The organism is Bariatricus sp. TF06-38A (assembly GCF_027690675.1).
GTDB lineage: Bacteria > Bacillota > Clostridia > Lachnospirales > Lachnospiraceae > Allocoprococcus > Allocoprococcus comes.
In genome coordinates this window covers 42,645-62,745 of sequence record NZ_JAQFCE010000006.1, presented here as the reverse complement: position 1 = coordinate 62,745, position 20,101 = coordinate 42,645, and the positions used below count along the sequence as shown (strand labels likewise).

Sequence of the window (20,101 nt, the reverse complement as noted above, 5' to 3'; positions counted from 1 at the left end):
TTGCAGCCCGCCCATAAAGTTAGTATGATATAGACCGTGGTTAGTAGCATCTAATCATAATATAACAGATTTCATACGGTAGGTCAACCGTTCTTGAAAGCAGGAGGAAAAAATATGAGTAATCAAGTAAATGCAAAGGCAGGATTGTCTGTCAAGGACTTAGTAACAACGGGAATTTTTACTGCGCTTCTGTTCGTATTCATCATGGTAGGAGGCGTCTTTTTTGCTACCAACCCGGTGCTGACTTTTTTCATGCCTGCCGGGAGTGCTTTGCTTGCCGGACCAATTTATCTGCTGATGATCGCAAAAGTACATAAACGCTGGAGCGTCACGATCATGGGCGTTATCATGGCCATCATCTGGTTTGTCACTGGTATGCACTGGGCGTTTGCGTTGGGCTATCTCATTATGGCTGTCGTAGCTGATTTTGTTGCCGGTACAAAGCAGTACAAGAGCAAGAAGATCAACAGTCTGTCCTATATCCTTTTCTCCCTGGGCGGAACAGGGTCGTACCTTGTTTTCTTCGCTGATCCCCAGGGGTGGGCGCAGACCATGTTGGGAAATGGAACCGAGCAAAGCTATATCGATACCATGCAGACGACCGCAAATGCGGGAATCTTTATCGCCATGTTTGCCGCTCTCCTTGTAACAGCTTCTATCAGTGCATTTGTGGGCTGCAAAATGTTGAAGAAGCAGTTCGAAAAAGCGGGTATTACAGCATGATGGGTAACACCGTCCAGAAAGGGCTTTGGCTTGACCCGCGGGCCAAGCTTTTTCTTATTTTGATGTGTGTACTGAGTTCCATGTTCGCGCCTTCTCTTACCTATCAGTTTGCGCTTGTCCTGCTGATTGCTGTATTAGGAGTGCTTTGTGGAAAGTGGAAATATGCCGTAAAAGGGGTATGCTTTTATGCGTTAGTCTGTGCACTGACAGTCTGGATTATGGCGGCTATGACGGGGACGCTGCGGACCATGTTTGTTGCGTTCCTTGGGCTATTTCACAAGGTTTACGCCTGCGGGATGCTGGCAGGGATAGTCTTGTTTACAACAAAGGTCAGCGAATTTTTATCCGCCATGAACCGAATCCATGCCCCGAAAAAATTTGTCATCACATTTGCGGTCATGCTGCGCTATATTCCAACCGTCCAGGAGGACTGGCATTTTATCAAGGACGCCATGCGTATGCGGGACGTATCGCCCTCCCTGGGCGGATTCCTTTCCCATCCGGGAATGACAGTAGAGTGTATCTATGTTCCGCTGATGATGATGGCCTCCAAGGCAGCGGACGAGCTTTCTATCGCTTCTGTTACCCGCGGGATCGAGAATCCCAATCCCCGGACCTGTCTTGTCCAGATAAAATGCGGGATTGCAGATTGGACGGCGATGTTATTTGCGGTTGCTTTCTTTATTTTTGAATTATGTAAGCGGGGAGGTGTGATCGGGTGATTGAGTTTAAAAATGTATCATTTTCTTATGAGGGACAGGAGCATGACAGTCTGCATGGAATCAGCCTGAAAATTGCAGACGGGGAATGTGTCTTGTTCTGTGGCCGCAGCGGGTGCGGAAAAACAACGGTCACAAGGCTGGTAAATGGCTTGATCCCACAATTTTACCAGGGAGAACTTCAGGGGCGCGTGCTAGTGGACGAACAGGAAATCAGTGACCTGCCCATGTATCAGATCGCTGCAAAGGTGGGGTCTGTGTTTCAAAATCCCCGGACACAGTTTTTCAATGTGGATACGGACAGTGAGATTGCCTTTGGAATTGAAAATGAGGCCAGGCCGGTAAGGGAACTGGAGGAACGGGTAGAACAGACAACAAAAGATTTGCATATTGAAAAGCTACGAAACCGAAATATTTTTGAACTGTCGGGCGGAGAAAAACAGAAAATCGCGTTTGCGTCGGTCTATGCAATGAACCCGGAAATCTATCTGCTGGACGAACCATCCTCAAATCTAGACATGGCTTCCATACAGGAATTGAAAGAACATCTGCGGCTGATAAAGAGCCAGGGCAAAACCATTTTGATTGCGGAACACAGGCTCTATTATCTGATGGAGCTGGCAGACCGCATTGTTTATCTGGAAGATGGGGAAATAGCAAGGATTTTTACGTCAGAGGAATTTCTCCGGCTGACGGAAACCGAACGGGAACACATGGGGCTGCGGGCAGTTGACCTGACAAGGGTTCTTCCTCCAGCCATCCATCCTACGGTTCTTCCTCCTACATTAGCAATCCGTGATATTACGCTGCGTTATAAAAAGAGGACGGTTCTACACCAAATTGCTCTTTCTGTCGCAAGGGGAGAAGTCATTGGGGTTGTCGGTCATAATGGAGCCGGAAAAACCACGTTTTCCCGCGCTCTGTGCGGGCTTCATAAAGACTGTGAAGGTGAGTTCCTTTGGAATGGTCAGCCGCTAGAACACAAGTTGAGGCTGAAACGCTCTTATATGGTGATGCAGGATGTGAACTATGAATTGTTTGCAGAAAGTGTGGAGGCAGAATGTTCCTTCGGAATTCGAAACCCGGATCAGGATTTAGTAGAAACAACCATGGCGGAACTGGGGCTTACAACCTACCGGGAACGCCATCCCAACACGCTTTCCGGTGGACAGAAGCAGCGGGTGGCTGTGGCAGTCAGCATGATCTGTGGAAAAGATTTGCTGGTGTTCGACGAGCCCACCAGCGGACTGGACTTTGACAGCATGGCGCAGGTGGCGGGATTGATCAAACGGTTATCCGAACAGGGAAAAATCATTTTTATTGTCACCCATGATTTTGAATTTGTCTGCCGTACCTGCTCACGTGTCTTGCATTTTGATGAAGGGGAAATGCCGGATGACATCCCTGTTGTGATGGATTTCCTCCCAAAGATCCGGGAACTGTTCTCTGTTTCAGGGGGAAAGGAGATGTGAAGTGATGAAACAGAAAAAGAAAAACAGGATTGCATTGCTACTTCAATGGGCCGGTGAGCAGAAAATCTGGCTGCTACTGGCAATTCTGCTAGCTATGGCAAGCGGCCTATGCATCATTGTACCGTATATCGGGATTTACCGTGTGATGGATGCCGTTTTCCAGCATAACTGCACAAACGAGTTTGTCGTCCAGACGATTATGATGATTGCCGTTTCTGTGGTCCTGCGTTTTGTTTTATTTGGGTGTTCCGGTGTGGCTGCCCATAAAGGTGCTTACGGCGCTTTGTTCAAGGTGCGCTGCATTGTAGCGGAGCATCTGGCAAAAGTTCCTCTTGGTACGATGAATGAGAGGCGGATCGGGGATATCAAAACAGTACTGAATGAAGACATTGAAAAATTAGAGTTGTTCCTGGCTCATAACCTTCCAGACCTTGTGTGCTATATGGTAGGGCCGGTAGCGATTTTTATCTATTTGATGACAGTAAATATCCCATTGGCACTGGTTTCCCTGGTGCCGTTGATTCTGGCTGTTGTGGTAATGGGGGTTATGTTCCGAAATACAGATGACCTGATGGACCGGGCGAACCGATCCATTACAACGCTCAATTCTGTGATGATCGAATATATCAGCGGCATGAAGCTGATTAAAGCGTACAACATGGGGAGCAAGTCGTTCCAGAAATTTTCAGGTGCAATTCAGGAAGAGAATGCCATGTGGAATGAAACATCCCGGAGAATGGGACCTCCTTACGCAACCTTTGTGGTTCTGATCGAATGTGGGATGCTGCTAATGGTTCCCCTGGGCGGAATGTTCTTCCTGAAGGGCTCCCTGGCGGCCAGCGCTTTTTTGCTGTTCGTCTATGTCGGCTCCATGTATCTGACAGAGATCCGGCCTTTGCAGGAATTGGGGACAAACTTTGCGAATGTCCTGGGTGCCATTACCAAAACAAAAGAAATATTGGATGTTCCTGTTTATGAAGGCGGAAAGGACTTCCCGAAAAACCATGAGATTGAACTTAAAAATGTACGTTTTTCCTATGATGGAAAAACGGATGTATTGCAGGGAGTCAACCTCACAATCAAAGATGGGGAACGCATGGCACTTGTGGGACAGTCCGGTGCGGGCAAGAGTACCGTGATCGAACTGATCTCCCGGTTTTATGATGTGCAGGAGGGGGAGGTGCTGATCGGCGGGGTCAACGTGAATGAACTGAACTACGATACCATCCTGAAGAATATTGCCATTGTATTCCAAAAGACATTTCTTACCCGTGACAGTGTCCTGGAAAATATCCGTATGGGCTCGGACGCCAGTCTGGAGAAAGTACGAGCTGCCGCCAGGGAGGCGCAGATTGATGACTTCATCATGTCACTGCCAGATGGTTATGACACAAAGGTAGGCAGTTTCGGCTCCCGTTTCTCTGGTGGAGAAAAACAGCGGATCGCCATTGCAAGGGCAATCCTGAAAAATGCCCCCATTCTGATCCTGGACGAAGCGACAAGCGCTTCTGACCCGGAAAATCAGATGGAAATTGATAAGGCCATCCAGAACCTCTGTAAAGGCAGGACGGTCATTGTGGTAGCACACAGGCTGAGCGCCCTGAAAATGTGCGACCGTGTGGCTGTGGTAGAGAACCATACAATTACCAATGTCGGCACCCATGAGGAAGTACGGAAAGAGAACGCTTACTATCAAAAAGCATGGGAGGACTACGAAACAGCGAGGGGAATTACTTATCAACTGGAAGGAGGCGGGCAGAATGAATCCGAATAACGTATGGAAGAAGAACCGGGAGTTTTATATTGGTGTTGCCGGGACTGTTCTGGAAGGATTGCTCTCTGGAAGCCTGTTTATGCTGCTGTATTCCGTCATGCGGTTTTTATGGGACGGTCAGTTTGATATGAACCGTGTGCTGGTACTGACAGCTGTTATCGCTGTCATCTTCCTGTTCCGCATTTTGATATACAGCTATGGCTATACCAAAGCACAGATCGGCGGTGCCAGAGTCAGTAAAAATATCCGCCTGTTTATGGGCGACCATCTCAAACGTATCCCGATCTCCCGGTTTACGAGGGGGCAGACTGGCGATTATATCAATACAATTACCAGTGATGTAAATAATTATGAAAAAATTCTGACGCATAAGATTGGGGACATTGCAAAGAATTTTGCCTTGTCGCTGATGCTGATCGTTTTTGTGATGACGATTTACTTTCCTGCCGGATTGATTCTACTGACTGCTGACTTGCTTTTGTTTCCAGGATTATGGCTTTCCTTCCGGCAGGTAGCGAAATATGGAAAAGAGAAGAACGATATTTGTGCGGAGAATGTCAGCAGCATTGTGGAGTATGTATCCGGTATCCAGACTTTCCGGGCCTATGGCGTTGGCGGTCTGAAAAACAAAACGGTGATCCATGCCATGCAGGAGTTTAGCAGGATCAGCTTTGTGTATGAAGCAAAGGTTCTCCCGATTGGTGCGGGATTTGGTATTTTGAGCTGGCTGTCCTGTCCGGTTGTGATCTGGACGGCCTATGGCCCCTGGGCAGCTGGAACTTTAGATACCGTGTCCTATCTTTTGATTTGTATGCTGCCTTTGTTCTGTGCAAAGCTGGCAAATTCCATTTTTGTAGACCTCACCAGCTATAAGAATCTGATGATCTCGAAAAATAAAATCATGGCTGTGATGAAGGAACCGGAAGAAACCGGCAGCATGGAGTCGTTACAGGCAGCCTCCCATGAGATTGTATTTGACCATGTGGACTTTTCTTATGTTCCCGGGGAACCGGTGTTAAAACAGGCTTCCTTTACTGTGCCGGATCAGAAGCTGACCGCCATTGTGGGGGATTCCGGCTCCGGCAAGTCTACCATCCTGAACCTGATTGCAAAATACTATGAAGTATCTGGCGGCACGATTTCCATAGGGGGCAGACCGATCAATCATGTAGCTGCGGAACGGGTATTAGACCAGATTTCTATGGTGGATCAGGATGTGTTCCTGTTTGATGATACGGTGCGGGAGAATATCCGCTATGCCCGCCCGGATGCTACGGACGCAGAAATTGAAGCGGCCTGCCGGGAGGCAAACTGTGACGGCTTTATCCGCAAGATGGAGAAAGGTTATGATATGCCGATTGGGGAAAATGGTAATCTCCTGTCTGGCGGTGAACGTCAGCGCCTTTCCATAGCACGCGCCATTTTGAAAAACAGCCCAATCCTGCTGCTTGATGAGGCAACGGCCTCCCTGGACATTGAGAACGAGCTGGCAGTAAAGCAGGCGATTGCAAATCTGCTGAAAGAGAAAAAAACAGTGGTAATGGTTGCACATACCCTGTCCATCGTAAAAAATGCAGATCAGATTTTGGTGGTTTCCGATGGCCGGATTACCGAAGCTGGTACACACAAAGAATTGTTAAAAAAGAACGGGAAGTATGCAGCTATGTGGGATGCTGAACAAAAAAATGTATCTTAAAGCTATGTGTGTGCGGGAATAAGAATTTAATTTGTTGTTCAATATAAATGCAGAATAGAGATATGTGGAAAAGAATTTAGTGTAAATTGACGGCGCAATTGATTCTAAAGTGTAATTAGCAAAAGAATAGGGTTCTTGTTAAATTAAATGTAACAGAATGAAACATTATCAGTGTTTTTTGCGCCGTCACAGCGATGGAGGAAGAGTTTTAATTATGAAGATTTCCTTTATTGTTATAGGTGTTTTTGGATTTTTAGTATTTATTAGTTTTGTAATAGCGTGCGTGGGAATAGAAATTCAATTTGGAAAAAGAATTGAACAAAAAGGACCAAAGATGGTAATCCCAGATTGGATTCATCAAAAAGAAGTTGAATTTGTGTCTGGTAAAAATAAGCTTAAAGGCTATATCTTTTGGAATGCTAAAGATAATAAATTATCTGAAAAAATAATAGTATTAGTTCATGGATATGGAGTAACATATAAAGATTATGAAATAGAAATAGAAGAATTCGTAAAAAGAAAGTATTCAGTTTTTGCTTATGACATGACTGGCTGTGGTATGAGCCAGGGAAAGAAAATAGGCGGATTTTCACAATTTTTGCTAGATGCTCAAAGTGCAATAAAATATGTAGAGAGTATGAATCTCAATATGGAAATTGAGTTGGTTGGTCATAGTACAGGCGCATATGCGGTGGCTGCGCTGCTAAATTTTGATAATTTAGGTGTAAGTAAGTCGATTATTATATCTGGATTTAATCATCCCAGTTCATATGTCAGTTCATGCTTACAAAAGACAATAAAAGGACTATCTTATTTGGTTCAAGTGTGGATATACATAATGGGAATTGTAAAATATGGGGAAATAGCAAAATACACGGGGGTGGACGGAATTAACCATTTTCAAGGTGAGATTCTTGTTATGCAAAATGAAAGAGATGATATGGTAACGTTAAAGCAGTCATTGTATTCGAATAGAAGCAAAATAATCAATAGAAAAGTACTGTTCTGGTTGAAAAATGATGCAGGGCATTATCCGACAAGAAAAAAAATTAATGGAAAAGAAATTGCTGAAGATGCTACATTTGAGGTTATTAAAAATTTCTTGGAATGAGTTGAATTTCTAGCGGCTACAGTACTGCAGGCGTAGTCACCATATTTAATTATACTGAAATTATATATGTCTTTTTGACTATCTTTTTATATCTTCCTAAATGTCCGCAAAGCCTTATTTTATCGGCTCTACGGGCATTTTGCTTTTGTGGTAAACCTCGCATATCTAGGTCTATCTTCTTATATTTTCCCTGTCAATCGTGGTTAAAATCGTGGTAAATACTTCTATGCGATTAGACGCTGAACCTCTGATTTTGCGGTATCTATGGACGCATGAGCGTACCAGTTCATTGTGATACTGATGTTTGAATGTCCCATGATATACTGTAAATCTTTTGGGTTCATGTTCTTGTTTGCCAATCTTGTGCAGAATGTATGGCGTAGCGTATGCGGTGTGATATGTGGCAAGGGATTGTCCTTGTGGTGCTTGTTGTATTTCTTTACCATACGGATAAATAAGGCGTTGTAGTCAATCGCAACTTTGGGCTTGCCTTTATGATTGACAAACAGAAAATTGCTCCGTCCGTCTATCACAAATGGTTCTGCCTTTGGGCGTTTCTTCATAACCCGTTGAAATGCCTGTATCGTTTCTCTGCTTAATGGCACTTGCCTTATTTCGCTTTTTGTTTTAGGCGTTTCAATATAATAGCCCTGTTCCTTGCTCTTTAGTAACTGGTGGTCGATAATCACAACTTCATTCTTAAAATCAATATCGGCTACTGTCAGTCCGCACAGTTCCGAGATACGAAGTCCTGTCTTTAACAGTATCAGCACATCATCATAATGCTTGTGATACACATTGTCCGTCTTAATAAATGACAATAATGCTTGTTCCTGTTCCTCTGTCAATGCGACTTTCTCTTTGGTATCATTTTCTTGTTGACACCATTTATATTAAGTGATATATTTGTCTTATAAAGATACAAAAACATCACATTGAAAAGAGGGATGATTATGACAAAAAAACAAATGAAACAAGTTATCTTTATGGGAGTAGGGTGTGTAATATTACTGATTGCAGGGATAATTTACTCTTTATTATTTAACGACGCACGCTGGGTTAAAAACATGGATATGTCTAATTATGTATTTTCCATAAAGGATATACCAATGTTGATAGTCGGTGCTTTGATAGCTATTTATGTCTTATATGTAACAGTTATCTTCTTTAAAAACGCCTTTTCTAAAAATTTTAAAGACAAAAACTATTCAAGAACAGTATCTTCATATTGGGGACTGTGTGGAATATTTGGATTTCTAGGTTTTAGCGGTTTTTGGACTTATTTTGAATATGGGAAAATATATCCTTTTGTATTCTTTATATTTTTTGGCTTTTTCGGCTTTTTCTTTGAAGGAAAACTTTCTCACACTTTAGAAGATGAACTTTTTTTAGAAAATAAAAGAAAAGCAGAAACAAACGCCTATAAAGTAGGATTTAAACTTCTCTTTATAGTCATTTGGCTTATGGCAATAGGAATGTTTTCTCGTAATGTGGAATGGTGTGCAATTTTTATGCTCATTTCTGTTTCACTTATCTATGCTTTAGTCATTTTTCTTAGCAACTATTTATTATACCGCTACGAAAAAGGAGAATAAGTCATGGTAGAAGATTTCATGTGCAACTTAAAGGTATATCGTGTAGCACAAGGTTTAACACAAGAACAACTGGCAGAAAAAGTCGGGGTTCGTAGAGAAACAATTATGAGGTTGGAAAAAGCACAATACAATCCATCTCTAAAACTGGCGATTGATATTTCACGGGTTCTCAATGCACCGATAGAAGATATTTTCATTTTTAAATGAGATAGTGGTAGTAAATTCGGTTCTATGTGATATTGGGAACAATAGAATATTAAGTTTTACATCAATATAAGAGTAATGCAACTATAATGTTAATTTGTATTGCTTGGAGGAACAATACCTGATGAAGATGATAATGATGTCATCGCAGAACAACTTGCAAAAATCAGTGAACAGATGGCAATTAAGAATAGGCGTAGCAAAAAAATTTGGAAAATTGCTGGGGTTATATTCCTAGTAATTGTGCTATTGAATATCCTCTTGATAATATTTAATATGTCAGTATCTAAAAACGTTTCAACAGATAGTAGCACCACTTTCATAGAAATAGGTGAAGATGATGTGATTGATGTAGAATAATTTCCAACATACAATCCCAGTTTGACAACTTTATATCCATACACACAAAGCAGTTAGTCTTAGGATTGACTGCTTTTTAACAAAAGACACCACTCAGGTGTAAAGGGTGTCTTTTTAGTGCTATTTTATTGTCATATCAAGGCTCATTCAATTGTGGTAAATTCGTGGTAAATTAAATAATTTTCTATACTTCAAAGTGCTTGAAAGTATAGTGTTTATGCGGATAATCGCAAATTAGATATAAAATTTTAAATAAATTTTTAGTAATATAAATTAAGATGGATAGAATAAATAAGAACATTATTCATAGCTAGAAATTGGATTAACTAGTACATGGTTGCATTAATAATTAAGTAATATCAAACTGTCAAAGGCACACCTTTATAAGTCCACTTAAAAGGCTTTGCCATAACGTTATATTGCTCTACAAAGTGCAGGATACCCGCTTTTAGTTCCTCTATAGAGCGATAGCTTTTTCTTTTAAGAAGACGTCGGTTTATAATGCCAAACCAGATTTCCTCTGAGTTCATCCAGTGAATGAAACTATCTGATATCAAGCCCTGCCATCCACTGATCTTTCATGGTGCGGAACCAGCGCTCAATTTTTGCCTTCTGTGTCGGGGAGTATGGCTGATCATAATGGATGACAGAACCGATCCGGGCTGCAAGCAGTTCCATCTGCTTGTTTTTATAGCTTCTGCCATTATCAAAGTTAAAAAGTTGTGGGCGGCCGTATTTTGCAACGGCAGACTTAATGACCGACATAAGATTTACAAAGTTACCGTGAAAAAAGACATCAATGCCGACAATGAAGCGGCTGGCATCATCAATCAGCGTAATGATATATACCTGGTGTTTCTTACCATCGTCAGTTTTTAAATAAGGTCCCACACTGGAATCTCCGCACCAGATTCATTGACGTGAGGTCTTTCATAACGGCGCATATCAGGGTTTGTGGATGTTTTAAACTGGACTGCCAGCTGGTTGATATACTGGTTGGTTAATGGTAGATGCCGATACTTCCCCATTTTTAATGCTGCCATTGTCCTGAAGCTGGGAAGATTTAGAAGACAATAATTGAGTTGTCAGTGCAATCTTATTTATCTCTTGTGACAGAAACAGGTTTCCGTTTTGCCGGAAGTAAGTCTGAATTGATTTCAGGAGCATCGAGCAGTGCAGTGAAATTCTGCTGAATGATCTCTAGGGTTTTCTGCTTTTTCTGCAATTCCTGTTTTTCCCGGACAGTAGCATCCTGTTCAGATTCAAGATTTTCAATCCGCTTCTGGATTTTATTAGAGCTTGGGATTTTGGTGATACCGAGATCCTGAAGCTCTTTTTTTAGTGAATCGTGGAGCTGGTATTCTGCCTGATGTTTGGTGCGGTATGCTTTTGGATTTTTAGCAGATTTACAATCTTCAATTACTTTACGACAAAGCCGGTAAGAATTGCAGTGTTTCTGAATGACTTTCTGCGTGCTCAGCTCACTGTTGATTTGTGCTATTCTTTGGTCGGCAACTTTCACAGAAGCTTCAATGTCAGATACATGCTGCCTGAAATCGTCATAATTCAGCAAGTTATTTTCGGAAAGATAGTTGAAGGTGCGGGCTGCCTCTTTTAGATTATTGAGCTTTGCCCATCGTTCAAATCCCTCTCGATTTCCAGTTGTGACATAAGTGGAGATATTGATATACAAGCGAGCTTCTCTGGACAGATGTCTTGGAGTTTTTACTTTGCTACGATTTTTAGCCAGACGGATGCGAACATTTTCTTCGGAATAATAGCTTCCGAGAGATTTCATATAAGTGAAGTTCTTCTGCTCCGGTGCACGGAAGGACAGGTGCTTTCCCTGCCGGACTTCATATCCGGCTAACTGCATCTTTTGCAGAAATTCCTCATAGTTGATGGAAGTCCAGATTGATTTATCAACTGCGACACGTAGCTTGGCTTTCCAACTGGTGCCACGATGATATTCCATGTTCTCTTTATAGCTTTTACCTTTTTCTCCGGTTGGCATGCTGGTGGCAAGTCCATTTTCATGGCAGATACGATTACTGATTCTGCAGAGTTTATGGTAGCTCCGCTTATTGGAAACATACTTGTGATGATCAACAAAGCTTGCAGCGTTGAAGATGATATGATTGTGAATATGATTTTTGTCAACGTGTGTGCTGATCACGTACTCATATTTTCCTTTCAGCACTTCGTCAGCAAATTGTTGACCTAAGCGATGGGCATTTTCGGCATCAACTTCTCCAGGTTTAAATGATTGGATCAGATGAAATGCCAGGTTATCGCCTTTATCCATTCCATTCTTTTTTGCCATTTCTCTTGTCATAGAAAATTCAAGATCTGCAGTTTCCGGGGAACAGCCAAAACTGGAAACTAACAGTTTTTCATCTGTCTTATCTGGATTTGTAATATAGTCCAGAGCTTTCTTGTCAGTTACCTTAATGGGAAAGATTTTAAGATACGCCATAATTCTTTCACCATCTCTTTCAATTCTTGCATTTCTTCTGGATATAGATCCCCGGTGGTATTTACCTTTTTTGCAATCTGGTTGATATTTACACCAATCTTGTGCATTTCCTCATACTGTTTCTTCAGTGGGGTGGTATCGGTGTTGACGATGTAACCGTCGATTGCCATCTTACGCAGATAAGCTCCCATGTTTTTGGTTTTTGATTCTATCATCTTCCTGCGTATAAGCTTCCTTTCTTCTTCGGTGACATAAAAATGGATTTCTTTGTTTCTCTTTCTTTCAGCCATTGGTGGGTTCTCCTTTCTGAGAGGACAGTAGTATCGTTGCTTTCAACGTTTTTCAATTTAGGGCAGGGTACCCTAAATTGGGATTTCCCGGAAGTGTATCCTCACTTCCTGTCCTTGCTGTTTTACCCCTCTATTAGTTAAAGTCAGGAGAACCGGGAAAATGCAAAAGAATTTGGCAGGTAGCACGGGAAGTGAAAATATGGTATGATTATGGGCAGGATATCAGGAGAATCAGGAGTTGAATAGATTGTGAAGAAAGAAGAAATTTTTGAATATGTGAAGAAACAGTATGGTACGATGCCGGAGTATTTATGGGCACAATCACCAGATAATGTTGTGTTGCGACATAAGAATGGAAAATGGTATGCTGTGGTCATGAGCGTTGAAAAATGCAAACTAGGATTAGAAGGAAATGAATTTGTCGATATTATGGATGTAAAATGTGATCCGGAAATGACAAGTATGATTATTCAGACCTTTGGATTTTTGCCAGGATACCATATGAACAAACAGCACTGGATCACAATTTTACTGGATGGTTCAGTAAGTGAAGCAAAGACATTAGATTTTTTGGATATGAGCTATGATATGATTGATGGGAATAGAGGAAAGGAAGAATGATGAGAAAGGTAATCGTATATTCATCTGTGCATCATGGAAACACAGAGAAATTAGTAAAGAGCATTGCAGAAGAGTGTCAGGTTGATTTGATTGATGCTGTAAAACAGCCAGATGCAGATCTGAGCAGTTATGATACGATTGGGTTTGCATCAGGAATCTATTTTTCAAAATTTCATCAGTCGATATTGGGATTTGCAGAGAAGAATCTACCGGACGACAAAGGGGTATTTCTGATCTGTACTTATGGTGGAAGTGCGAATTATAAATCCATAGAGCAGATCTTGGGCAAGAAGCATTCTACAGCAATCGGAAAATTCGGATGCAAGGTCTATGACACATTTGGCCCATTTAAACTGGTGGGTGGTATAGCAAAAGGACATCCAGATGGAAAAGATATAAAAAATGCAGTTGAGTTTGTAAAAGGACTCTAAATAGTTTAGCGAAAAAGAAAAACCGGGGAACAGTCCTCGGTTTTCTGATATTTGCGGTTCAGTCTTCAATTTGAAAAATCTCTTCTACTGGCATTTTCAGATAATGTGCCAGACGGATTGCAATTTCGAGAGAGGCATTTCGCTCACCACGCTCAATGCGTCCGATGGTATCACTGCAAGAACCGACAGCTTTTGCAAGATCTGCCTGAACGAGATTTCGTTCTTCACGGATATCTTTAAGTGTGTTGTTAATTGCCATTTTATCACTTCCTTTATTATTTTCAGCAAGAGCAGGCTAGAAGTCTGCAGTTGATCTTTAATGAAAACCAGGGATTTCTGCTCCTTTGCATTTTCCGATTACTTTCCCAAAGATTTTAAAAGAATCAGATTCATAAATCTGGATTGGATGATACTTTTCATTCAATGAAACCAGATAAACTCCATCCGGACCGTCATGTAGCTCTTTGATATAGGTATTGCCATTGAGATAGAAGATACCGATTTCACCGTTGGAGATACTGTCTTGTTTATGAACCCATGCAACATCTCCGGTATGATACATTGGTTCCATACTGTCACCAGATATACGGATTCCAAAATCCGTCTTTTCAGGTGCGAGATGACCGACATTGTAACTTTCTTTTACACTGTCTTCAATATAATTTCCAGTACCGGCAGAAGCTGGCTCTACTGCAATCGGCTGATAATTTTCAAATGGAATGATATCGGCTCTATGCGGAAGATACTTTCTGGACGCCCGCAGAAGATTGGCAAATTCAATAATCTTAGCTTTGCCGTCTTCATTCAAATTTTCCATGACATGATCAAATGGATTTTCACCTAAAAATTCTTCGTATATATCTTCAATATCTAAAATCTGACAAACTGTCAGGATTGTGTGTAAGGAGGGTTCTCTTGTTAGATTCTCCCATTTGGAGACTGCTTTCGTAGTAACTTCAATTCCTTCCTGAGCAAGTAAGTCCACCAGATCCGCCTGGGAGTAGCCTTTCCTTTTTCTGTTTTCTACTAATACTTCTCCGAAAGCACGCATATGTTCGCCTCATTTCTTTTTGATTTTTCTATATGCATTATAACCCGAATAAAATCAAAAATCAAGAAAAATCTCCGAAAAGGAGATAATACGACCAAGATGTCGCTTGACTATCTCCAATACGGAGATATATACTAAGCATACAGAAATTGATAAGACAATAAACCAAACAGAGAGAAGGTGGTGGAGTTAATGGGAGACAGGACAATTCTTCATAGCGACATGAATTCATTTTATGCAAGTGTGGAAATGCTGCATCACCCGGAATTTGCCGGAATGCCTCTTGCAGTTGGCGGTGATCCGGAAGCCAGACATGGAATTGTGCTGACAGCAAATTATATTGCAAAGCGAAAAGGTGTAAAGACCGGAATGGCATTATGGCAGGCAAAACAGATTTGTCCGGAAATCATTTTTGTGCCACCACGGATGGACTTGTATTTGAGATTTTCACAGATGGCAAGAGAAATCTATTCGGAGTATACGGACAAGATCGAGCCATATGGGATTGATGAAGCCTGGCTGGATGTATCAGACAGTAGAAATCTGAAAGGAAGCGGAATAACGATTGCAAGAGAAATCAACCATCGGATTAAATACGAACTGGGTGTAACGGTAAGTATTGGAATTTCCTGGAATAAGATTTATGCGAAACTTGGTTCAGATTACAAAAAGCCAGATGCGATTACAGAGTTTAACCGGGAGAATTATAAAAGTATGATTTGGCAGCTTCCTGCATCGGATCTGCTTTATGTTGGAAGACAGACTCGGAAGAAACTTCAGAAGCTGGGGATTCGAACCATTGGGGAACTTGCAGAAAGTGATGAAGCAATGTTAGAAAGCCATTTTGGAAAGATGGGAATTGTGTTATGGTCATTTGCAAATGGCTGGGACGATGATCCAGTTTGCAAAGATGGGTATACAGCTCCGGTGAAGTCAATTGGTAATAGTACCACAACTCCAAGAGATTTAGAAGATGATCTGGATGTCTGGATCATTCAGATGGCACTGGCAGAAAGCGTTGCAGCAAGATTAAGAAAACATGGTTTTAAATGCAAAACGATAGAAATTACGGTCCGAGACAATGGCTTGTTTCGTTTTTCGAGGCAGAAACAATTACATCATCCAACAAATATAACAGATGAGATTGTTACAGCAGCATTTCAATTGTTTAAGGATTATTATAAATGGGAGCATCCAATCAGAAGCCTTGGTATTCGAGCAGTAGATCTTGTGTTGGATGATATTCCCGTCCAGTTGGAACTTTTTGGTAATCAAGAGAAACAGGAAAAATTGGAAAAGATGGATCGCACTGTAGATGAGATCAGACGACGGTTTGGTTATTTCAGTATACAGAGAGCAGTTATGTATCAGGATAAAGTCTTATCCCACTTGGACGCTGGTACACATACAGTTCATCCACACAGTTATTTTCATGGATAATGGGAGGGATAGATTTGAAACAGACATTAACCAGAAAACAGGAAGAAAGCTATCAGTGCATTTTGAATTATACGAAGGAGCATGGATATCCGCCGACAGTTCGGGAATTTGGAAAACTGATCGGAGTAAGATCAACGTCATCTGCTTTTTCCAGAATTAAGCAGTTGGAACAAAACGGATATATCCGAAGGATTCCGGCATCGCCAAGAGCAATAGAGATCTTATAGTGAGGTGTCGGTATGAATAAAGTGTATGTAGATGTAGTGGCAGAGTTTCGGAAAGACGGAAAACTGGTTCCTATATTTTTCACCTGGGAAGATGGAAGAAAATATAACATTGACAGAATTTTGAAAATTGAGCGATGTGCCAGCAGAAAGGCAGGCGGTGTAGGAATGATGTATACCTGTATGATACAGGGACAGGAAAGCCATTTGTTTTATGAAGTGGATAAATGGTTTATGGAGAGAAAAACAGCATAAGGAGAGATTGGTATAGACGATATTATTTGGATTATTAACCGGCAGGGATAGTCACTTTCCCTTTATATTCCTGTAGGTTTTACATAAGAAGATGGATTCCGGTCAGCAAAGGCAGCTCCCACAATGCCTTTTGGATATCCGCTTCTGCAAGTTGTAGTAAGTAATTGCTTCCCATCAAAATCATGGGGAAAGCGAACTGGTCTGAAAGACCGCCAGTTAGTGTGATGATGATAAGGAGATTTTGAAACTGATGACAGACAGAGATTATGCAATTAAATCAATGAAAGAGATTACCTTCCAGATGGCAAGCCATGCACAGGATTATCTGGAAGTAACGATGGAGAGACATTATACAGATATCAAGGAACTGATGACAAGCTATCAGAAATTGATTTTGGAAAATCAGATTGTGTTAGAAGAATTGGATATGGAGTGCCAGGAGAAAATCAATGAAGATATGGCATATGCGTTGAGTTATCTGAGCATTTATAACAATCAGCTGAATGTGCCAAAGATGCACCGGGAAATGAATAACCTGATGATTATTTACGGCTTGTCAGATATGATCTATCGTGGAATGACACTGGTAAAGTTCTATGCACCGAATGGTGTGATGCTCAGTGAGATTCTTCATTCCTGCTTTTGCAGTCATTATAATAAGACAGATGTGGAAGTACAGCAGGAGTTAGGCGTAGGCAGGACTTCTTTTTATAAAATGAAGAAGCAGGCACTTGGATATTTAGGATTTTATTTTTATGAGATAGTGGTACCGCAGGCAAAAGATAAAAGATTTAAACCATCACTGGGCGTTGAGGAAGAGTAGGTGAATAATATGAGATACGAAGATTCGATGAAGGGTGTAGCTGATCAGATAATCAAAGAACAGCAGCGAGCCAGTAAAATTAAAAACAATCCAGAAGAATTCCATTGGCATGACGAATATGCAACGTTGAATTTCTTTCGGTTTATCTGTAAAAATATCGGTAACTTGGGAAATGGAGAAATTGAAAAAATGGTCACACGCTTAAAGCACATAGATCAGAAAGCAGTGGAAAACCATGTGAATGGTGCTGTCTGGGCATTTGATTATGATAAGATGTTCTGTGTACTGATGGAAAATGAAATTTGCCGAAAGGTGTGTGAAAAGAATAAATATAATAGTTGGACGAAGCTGATTGGACAGTATTGTGTTTCAATGGCTTAAAGATGAAGAAAGTGCTGCTGGAGAAAAATACTCTCCAGCAACTTCGTTTTTGATGAATAAAGGTCAGTTTTTTGTTTAACTATTCTCACTATTATTTGATTCAGTGATTTTTTTCTTCTTTGGAGAAACCAGTTTGTGACCGGAATAAATGGACATGCCCATACAAAGCAATGAAGAATAGGCAAAATATTTATGTGCAGTCATAGATTTTCTGATTCCAGAATAAATGCATCCCAACATACAGAAAAGTGCTCCGAGGGACCAGTATTTATGCGATTTCATGATTTGATACCTCCTTTGATTTAACTGATTCTATCATAACGCTTTTTTACGAATATGCAAAGAAAATCTTGAAATATAGTTCTATAGAATTAGAACTTGGTTTTGCGATTCTGTATATTTAAGATATTCACAAGTATACTAAATTCAGAACGATTATTCGTTCTGGAGGAGGTGTTACGATGGATTTGAAAGCAGTAGGACAGCGAATCAAATCAGCACGAGAAGCAAAAAATCTCACGCAAGAGGAACTGGCTGCATTAGTAAATTTAAGTCCGACGCATGTGAGTGTAATAGAGAGAGGCTTGAAAGTTACAAAATTGGATACCTTTGTTGCAATTGCAAATGCATTAGATGTTTCTGCAGATACTCTTTTGATTGATGTTGTGGCACATTCAGTTACAGGTGTTACCAATGAGCTGGCAGAGAAAATAGAAAAACTTCCGATCAAAGAGCAGAAAAAAATTATCAAAGTAATCCATACATTATTGGAAGAATAATATGACAAAACTGGGAAGAGCAAGTAGCTCTTCTTTTTTTGCCCCTTTATCCAGATTTAAGTTGAAAAGTGTCTTTTCATGACGATAGAAATATGCTAAATTAGTTCCATAGAACAAGATGTAATTCTTTTTATATTGGAGGAAAATGAATGAGAGAGAAAACTATTTATGAGAAGATTGCAGAAAAGTACAACACAACACCAGAAGAAGTACGCAGAGAAATGCAGATAGCCATAGATGCAGGCTTTGATAATCCTGATCCAGCTGTGCAGGAAAAATGGAAGAAAATGACACTTAAAGGAGACAGACCCACACCGGAAGAAGTAATCAATTACGCAGTAAAACAATTAAAAGGAAATTAATGAAAATATGAAGAAAAAGATAATTGCAGTGATAACAGGAGCAGTGATCTTGATAATTGCTGCAGGAAGTATTTATGGGAAAACTGAATCCGGTCATAAGAGAGGTGAACCGGATGTAGTAGGAACATTTTCCATAAATCGGGATGAAAATTTAACTGTGGTCGCTAATCGGGAAAATATTGAGGATAGGGAAGCGTTTGCAAGAGAACTTTTGCAGATGTACAAGGATGATTCTTTTCATTCGACAAAATTCTCTACAGACAGGGGATATGCGACGAGCATTGATATGAACATCTATTTATGGAAAGAGGATATTGAAGACGGGGAATCGGTAATGACAGCCGAATACAGACCTGTAGAATATGGAAAGGACTATGATGTTGTCAATAATCCTGATAAATTCCAACTATATATAGATGGAAAAGAAGTAGAAGAATAACACGGTGAACTTTTTACATTGAAATATGTACGATTCTAATAATGACATGAACTTATGGGAACGTATTGCGGATACTTTGTGAACTTTATCCTGATACAATGATTATGCTGATGAAAGAGGGCATAGATAACTGGATACAAGAAAGAGACGAAAGCCTCAGTAGTTAAGAAAAAACTACTGGGGCTTTTTTTTGTGCCTGAATTTTTCAGCCAATAACTGCGGGTATGTCCCGGCAGGATAAAGGCGGAGCAGGCATGATCCTAAACAGAGGTCCGCCTTCTGGATTTGAAACGAGCAACAAGATTTCAAATTCAGGAGGAACGGATATGTATATTGAACACCCATATTTTTATGACGGAAAGTACTACGCAAATATTGATGGAGAAATGATCGAGATTACAAGAGAAGTTGCGTATGCGATGAACAATTTTTACAGAAGTAGCAAGGCAAAAAAAGTTGAGATTAAGAACGAACTGGGGGAAGTCGTGGATAAGATGCTGCGGGAGGTACCTTACAGTGGACAGTCCATTGATGGGGAAGGATTCATGATTGAAGATTTCCCGGATCTGAATTGTGACGTGGAGCACAGTGTACTGACGAAAATGGAACAGCAGGATATTCATAAAGTGATCGATCAGCTGAATACCGAGGAACGCATGATTATTTACGGCATTTTCTTTGAAAACAAGACACAGACACAGATGGCAGAGATTATGGGGATTTCCAGACAGGTATTAGCTTACAAGCTGAAAACGATCCTTAATAAAATGCGTGAAATGTATATGAAAAAAATTTTTTAAAAAATTTCGGAAATTTTTTTGCATCTGCCGAAGTCATTTGACTTTAGTAATTAGAGGAGCTTTAAGGACTCCCTA

At 40.8% G+C, this 20,101-nt stretch carries 25 protein-coding genes and 2 pseudogenes; 20 read left to right on the top strand and 7 right to left on the bottom strand.

Annotation, left to right across the window (positions count from 1 at the left end; translation table 11 throughout):
• Positions 1 to 114: 114 nt before the first annotated feature.
• The 6 genes from PG418_RS07165 (at position 115) to PG418_RS07140 (ending at position 7,495) form a co-directional block, all read left to right on the top strand.
• Entirely contained in the window at positions 115 to 723 is a 609-nt protein-coding gene (locus PG418_RS07165; protein WP_008688119.1) for an MptD family putative ECF transporter S component, read from the top strand.
• Entirely contained in the window at positions 720 to 1,445 is a 726-nt protein-coding gene (locus PG418_RS07160; RefSeq protein WP_008688120.1) for an energy-coupling factor transporter transmembrane component T, read from the top strand. The genes PG418_RS07165 and PG418_RS07160 overlap by 4 nt, the downstream gene beginning before the upstream one ends.
• Positions 1,442 to 2,914 carry an ABC transporter ATP-binding protein gene (locus tag PG418_RS07155; RefSeq protein ID WP_117457272.1) on the top strand — a complete coding sequence of 491 codons (1,473 nt, stop codon included), beginning with the start codon at positions 1,442 to 1,444 and terminating at the stop codon, positions 2,912 to 2,914. The genes PG418_RS07160 and PG418_RS07155 overlap by 4 nt, the downstream gene beginning before the upstream one ends.
• Before the next feature lie 4 nt (positions 2,915 to 2,918).
• Complete coding sequence (locus PG418_RS07150; protein ID WP_117457273.1) at positions 2,919 to 4,688, top strand: ABC transporter ATP-binding protein; 1,770 nt, start codon at positions 2,919 to 2,921, stop codon at positions 4,686 to 4,688.
• Positions 4,675 to 6,384, top strand: coding sequence for an ABC transporter ATP-binding protein (locus tag PG418_RS07145; RefSeq protein ID WP_117457274.1), 1,710 nt, complete (start codon positions 4,675 to 4,677; stop codon positions 6,382 to 6,384). The genes PG418_RS07150 and PG418_RS07145 overlap by 14 nt, the downstream gene beginning before the upstream one ends.
• A gap of 214 nt (positions 6,385 to 6,598) precedes the next feature.
• Positions 6,599 to 7,495, top strand: a complete 897-nt coding sequence (locus PG418_RS07140) for an alpha/beta hydrolase family protein (protein ID WP_117457275.1) — start codon at positions 6,599 to 6,601, stop codon at positions 7,493 to 7,495.
• 224 nt (positions 7,496 to 7,719) lie between these two features.
• Here PG418_RS07140 and PG418_RS07135 read toward each other — a convergent pair.
• A pseudogene (locus PG418_RS07135) lies at positions 7,720 to 8,370 on the bottom strand (site-specific integrase); the annotation flags it as partial.
• Between the two features lie 78 nt (positions 8,371 to 8,448).
• On the opposite strand from PG418_RS07135, the gene PG418_RS07130 reads away from it, so the two are divergent.
• The 3 genes from PG418_RS07130 (at position 8,449) to PG418_RS07120 (ending at position 9,654) form a co-directional block, all read left to right on the top strand.
• Positions 8,449 to 9,090, top strand: a complete 642-nt coding sequence (locus tag PG418_RS07130) for a DUF2178 domain-containing protein (RefSeq protein ID WP_117887973.1) — start codon at positions 8,449 to 8,451, stop codon at positions 9,088 to 9,090.
• A gap of 3 nt (positions 9,091 to 9,093) precedes the next feature.
• Entirely contained in the window at positions 9,094 to 9,297 is a 204-nt protein-coding gene (locus PG418_RS07125) for a helix-turn-helix transcriptional regulator (RefSeq protein WP_015527881.1), read from the top strand.
• Between the two features lie 99 nt (positions 9,298 to 9,396).
• Positions 9,397 to 9,654: a hypothetical protein gene (locus tag PG418_RS07120; RefSeq protein WP_055157184.1), complete on the top strand. Its 258-nt coding sequence runs from the start codon at positions 9,397 to 9,399 to the stop codon at positions 9,652 to 9,654.
• 546 nt (positions 9,655 to 10,200) lie between these two features.
• Here PG418_RS07120 and PG418_RS07115 read toward each other — a convergent pair.
• From PG418_RS07115 to PG418_RS07105, 3 genes and pseudogenes are all read right to left on the bottom strand, one after another.
• A pseudogene (locus PG418_RS07115) lies at positions 10,201 to 10,710 on the bottom strand (DDE-type integrase/transposase/recombinase); the annotation flags it as partial.
• Positions 10,711 to 10,750: 40 nt separating this feature from the next.
• Positions 10,751 to 12,130, bottom strand: a complete 1,380-nt coding sequence (locus tag PG418_RS07110) for a relaxase/mobilization nuclease domain-containing protein (RefSeq protein WP_117457276.1) — start codon at positions 12,128 to 12,130, stop codon at positions 10,751 to 10,753.
• Entirely contained in the window at positions 12,097 to 12,420 is a 324-nt protein-coding gene (locus tag PG418_RS07105; RefSeq protein WP_055222055.1) for a MobC family plasmid mobilization relaxosome protein, read from the bottom strand. Before PG418_RS07105 ends, PG418_RS07110 begins: the two co-directional genes overlap by 34 nt.
• 249 nt (positions 12,421 to 12,669) lie before the next feature.
• Between PG418_RS07105 and PG418_RS07100 the strand changes: the two genes are divergently transcribed.
• Both PG418_RS07100 and PG418_RS07095 read left to right on the top strand, forming a co-directional pair.
• Positions 12,670 to 13,041 (top strand): MmcQ/YjbR family DNA-binding protein, encoded by a 372-nt coding sequence (locus tag PG418_RS07100; protein WP_117457277.1) that lies wholly within the window; start codon positions 12,670 to 12,672, stop codon positions 13,039 to 13,041.
• Positions 13,041 to 13,472, top strand: coding sequence for a flavodoxin family protein (locus tag PG418_RS07095; RefSeq protein WP_117457323.1), 432 nt, complete (start codon positions 13,041 to 13,043; stop codon positions 13,470 to 13,472). Before PG418_RS07100 ends, PG418_RS07095 begins: the two co-directional genes overlap by 1 nt.
• 58 nt (positions 13,473 to 13,530) lie before the next feature.
• Here PG418_RS07095 and PG418_RS07090 read toward each other — a convergent pair whose 3' ends face one another.
• Positions 13,531 to 13,731: a helix-turn-helix transcriptional regulator gene (locus PG418_RS07090; RefSeq protein WP_054335619.1), complete on the bottom strand. Its 201-nt coding sequence runs from the start codon at positions 13,729 to 13,731 to the stop codon at positions 13,531 to 13,533.
• Positions 13,732 to 13,788: 57 nt separating this feature from the next.
• Positions 13,789 to 14,523, bottom strand: a complete 735-nt coding sequence (locus PG418_RS07085; protein ID WP_117457278.1) for an XRE family transcriptional regulator — start codon at positions 14,521 to 14,523, stop codon at positions 13,789 to 13,791.
• A gap of 192 nt (positions 14,524 to 14,715) precedes the next feature.
• Here PG418_RS07085 and dinB point away from each other — a divergent pair, with 192 nt between their 5' ends.
• The 5 genes from dinB to PG418_RS07060 all read left to right on the top strand — a co-directional run bounded on the left by dinB (position 14,716) and on the right by PG418_RS07060 (position 17,646).
• Positions 14,716 to 15,963 carry a DNA polymerase IV gene (dinB, locus tag PG418_RS07080; RefSeq protein WP_118447374.1) on the top strand — a complete coding sequence of 416 codons (1,248 nt, stop codon included), beginning with the start codon at positions 14,716 to 14,718 and terminating at the stop codon, positions 15,961 to 15,963.
• 14 nt (positions 15,964 to 15,977) lie between these two features.
• A complete protein-coding gene (locus tag PG418_RS07075) occupies positions 15,978 to 16,190 on the top strand; it encodes a LexA family protein (protein WP_117457280.1) in 213 nt (70 codons plus the stop codon).
• A gap of 12 nt (positions 16,191 to 16,202) precedes the next feature.
• Positions 16,203 to 16,442 (top strand): hypothetical protein, encoded by a 240-nt coding sequence (locus PG418_RS07070; protein WP_054335621.1) that lies wholly within the window; start codon positions 16,203 to 16,205, stop codon positions 16,440 to 16,442.
• Positions 16,443 to 16,692: 250 nt separating this feature from the next.
• On the top strand, positions 16,693 to 17,265 hold the full coding sequence (locus PG418_RS07065) for an ArpU family phage packaging/lysis transcriptional regulator (protein ID WP_054335622.1): 573 nt from the start codon (positions 16,693 to 16,695) through the stop codon (positions 17,263 to 17,265).
• A gap of 9 nt (positions 17,266 to 17,274) precedes the next feature.
• Entirely contained in the window at positions 17,275 to 17,646 is a 372-nt protein-coding gene (locus PG418_RS07060) for a hypothetical protein (RefSeq protein WP_054335661.1), read from the top strand.
• A 75-nt stretch (positions 17,647 to 17,721) separates the two neighbouring features.
• Here PG418_RS07060 and PG418_RS07055 read toward each other — a convergent pair whose 3' ends face one another.
• Positions 17,722 to 17,928 carry a DUF6219 family protein gene (locus tag PG418_RS07055; RefSeq protein ID WP_054752894.1) on the bottom strand — a complete coding sequence of 69 codons (207 nt, stop codon included), beginning with the start codon at positions 17,926 to 17,928 and terminating at the stop codon, positions 17,722 to 17,724.
• Between the two features lie 179 nt (positions 17,929 to 18,107).
• Between PG418_RS07055 and PG418_RS07050 the strand changes: the two genes are divergently transcribed.
• From PG418_RS07050 to PG418_RS07035, 4 genes are all read left to right on the top strand, one after another.
• Positions 18,108 to 18,425: a helix-turn-helix domain-containing protein gene (locus PG418_RS07050; RefSeq protein ID WP_117457281.1), complete on the top strand. Its 318-nt coding sequence runs from the start codon at positions 18,108 to 18,110 to the stop codon at positions 18,423 to 18,425.
• Positions 18,426 to 18,574: 149 nt separating this feature from the next.
• A complete protein-coding gene (locus PG418_RS07045; RefSeq protein ID WP_054335624.1) occupies positions 18,575 to 18,787 on the top strand; it encodes a sporulation initiation factor Spo0A C-terminal domain-containing protein in 213 nt (70 codons plus the stop codon).
• A gap of 7 nt (positions 18,788 to 18,794) precedes the next feature.
• The gene (locus PG418_RS07040; RefSeq protein ID WP_117457282.1) at positions 18,795 to 19,226 is read left to right on the top strand and encodes a hypothetical protein; all 432 of its coding nucleotides are present in this window, start codon (positions 18,795 to 18,797) and stop codon (positions 19,224 to 19,226) included.
• Between the two features lie 326 nt (positions 19,227 to 19,552).
• A complete protein-coding gene (locus PG418_RS07035) occupies positions 19,553 to 20,026 on the top strand; it encodes a sigma factor-like helix-turn-helix DNA-binding protein (protein ID WP_008688165.1) in 474 nt (157 codons plus the stop codon).
• Positions 20,027 to 20,101 lie beyond the last annotated feature (75 nt).

Excerpts from the sequence above, each read along its gene's own strand:
- PG418_RS07165 (WP_008688119.1), top strand. The coding sequence starts at position 115 with ATGAGTAATCAAGTAAATGCAAAGGCAGGATTGTCTGTCAAGGACTTA.
- PG418_RS07160 (WP_008688120.1), top strand. The coding sequence starts at position 720 with ATGATGGGTAACACCGTCCAGAAAGGGCTTTGGCTTGACCCGCGGGCC.
- PG418_RS07150 (WP_117457273.1), top strand. The coding sequence starts at position 2,919 with ATGAAACAGAAAAAGAAAAACAGGATTGCATTGCTACTTCAATGGGCC.
- PG418_RS07145 (WP_117457274.1), top strand. The coding sequence starts at position 4,675 with ATGAATCCGAATAACGTATGGAAGAAGAACCGGGAGTTTTATATTGGT.
- PG418_RS07140 (WP_117457275.1), top strand. The coding sequence starts at position 6,599 with ATGAAGATTTCCTTTATTGTTATAGGTGTTTTTGGATTTTTAGTATTT.
- PG418_RS07130 (WP_117887973.1), top strand. The coding sequence starts at position 8,449 with ATGACAAAAAAACAAATGAAACAAGTTATCTTTATGGGAGTAGGGTGT.
- PG418_RS07125 (WP_015527881.1), top strand. The coding sequence starts at position 9,094 with ATGGTAGAAGATTTCATGTGCAACTTAAAGGTATATCGTGTAGCACAA.
- PG418_RS07110 (WP_117457276.1), bottom strand. The coding sequence starts at position 12,130 with ATGGCGTATCTTAAAATCTTTCCCATTAAGGTAACTGACAAGAAAGCT.
- PG418_RS07105 (WP_055222055.1), bottom strand. The coding sequence starts at position 12,420 with ATGGCTGAAAGAAAGAGAAACAAAGAAATCCATTTTTATGTCACCGAA.
- PG418_RS07095 (WP_117457323.1), top strand. The coding sequence starts at position 13,041 with ATGAGAAAGGTAATCGTATATTCATCTGTGCATCATGGAAACACAGAG.
- PG418_RS07090 (WP_054335619.1), bottom strand. The coding sequence starts at position 13,731 with ATGGCAATTAACAACACACTTAAAGATATCCGTGAAGAACGAAATCTC.
- PG418_RS07085 (WP_117457278.1), bottom strand. The coding sequence starts at position 14,523 with ATGCGTGCTTTCGGAGAAGTATTAGTAGAAAACAGAAAAAGGAAAGGC.
- dinB (WP_118447374.1), top strand. The coding sequence starts at position 14,716 with ATGGGAGACAGGACAATTCTTCATAGCGACATGAATTCATTTTATGCA.
- PG418_RS07070 (WP_054335621.1), top strand. The coding sequence starts at position 16,203 with ATGAATAAAGTGTATGTAGATGTAGTGGCAGAGTTTCGGAAAGACGGA.
- PG418_RS07065 (WP_054335622.1), top strand. The coding sequence starts at position 16,693 with ATGACAGACAGAGATTATGCAATTAAATCAATGAAAGAGATTACCTTC.
- PG418_RS07060 (WP_054335661.1), top strand. The coding sequence starts at position 17,275 with ATGAGATACGAAGATTCGATGAAGGGTGTAGCTGATCAGATAATCAAA.
- PG418_RS07055 (WP_054752894.1), bottom strand. The coding sequence starts at position 17,928 with ATGAAATCGCATAAATACTGGTCCCTCGGAGCACTTTTCTGTATGTTG.
- PG418_RS07050 (WP_117457281.1), top strand. The coding sequence starts at position 18,108 with ATGGATTTGAAAGCAGTAGGACAGCGAATCAAATCAGCACGAGAAGCA.
- PG418_RS07045 (WP_054335624.1), top strand. The coding sequence starts at position 18,575 with ATGAGAGAGAAAACTATTTATGAGAAGATTGCAGAAAAGTACAACACA.
- PG418_RS07040 (WP_117457282.1), top strand. The coding sequence starts at position 18,795 with ATGAAGAAAAAGATAATTGCAGTGATAACAGGAGCAGTGATCTTGATA.
- PG418_RS07035 (WP_008688165.1), top strand. The coding sequence starts at position 19,553 with ATGTATATTGAACACCCATATTTTTATGACGGAAAGTACTACGCAAAT.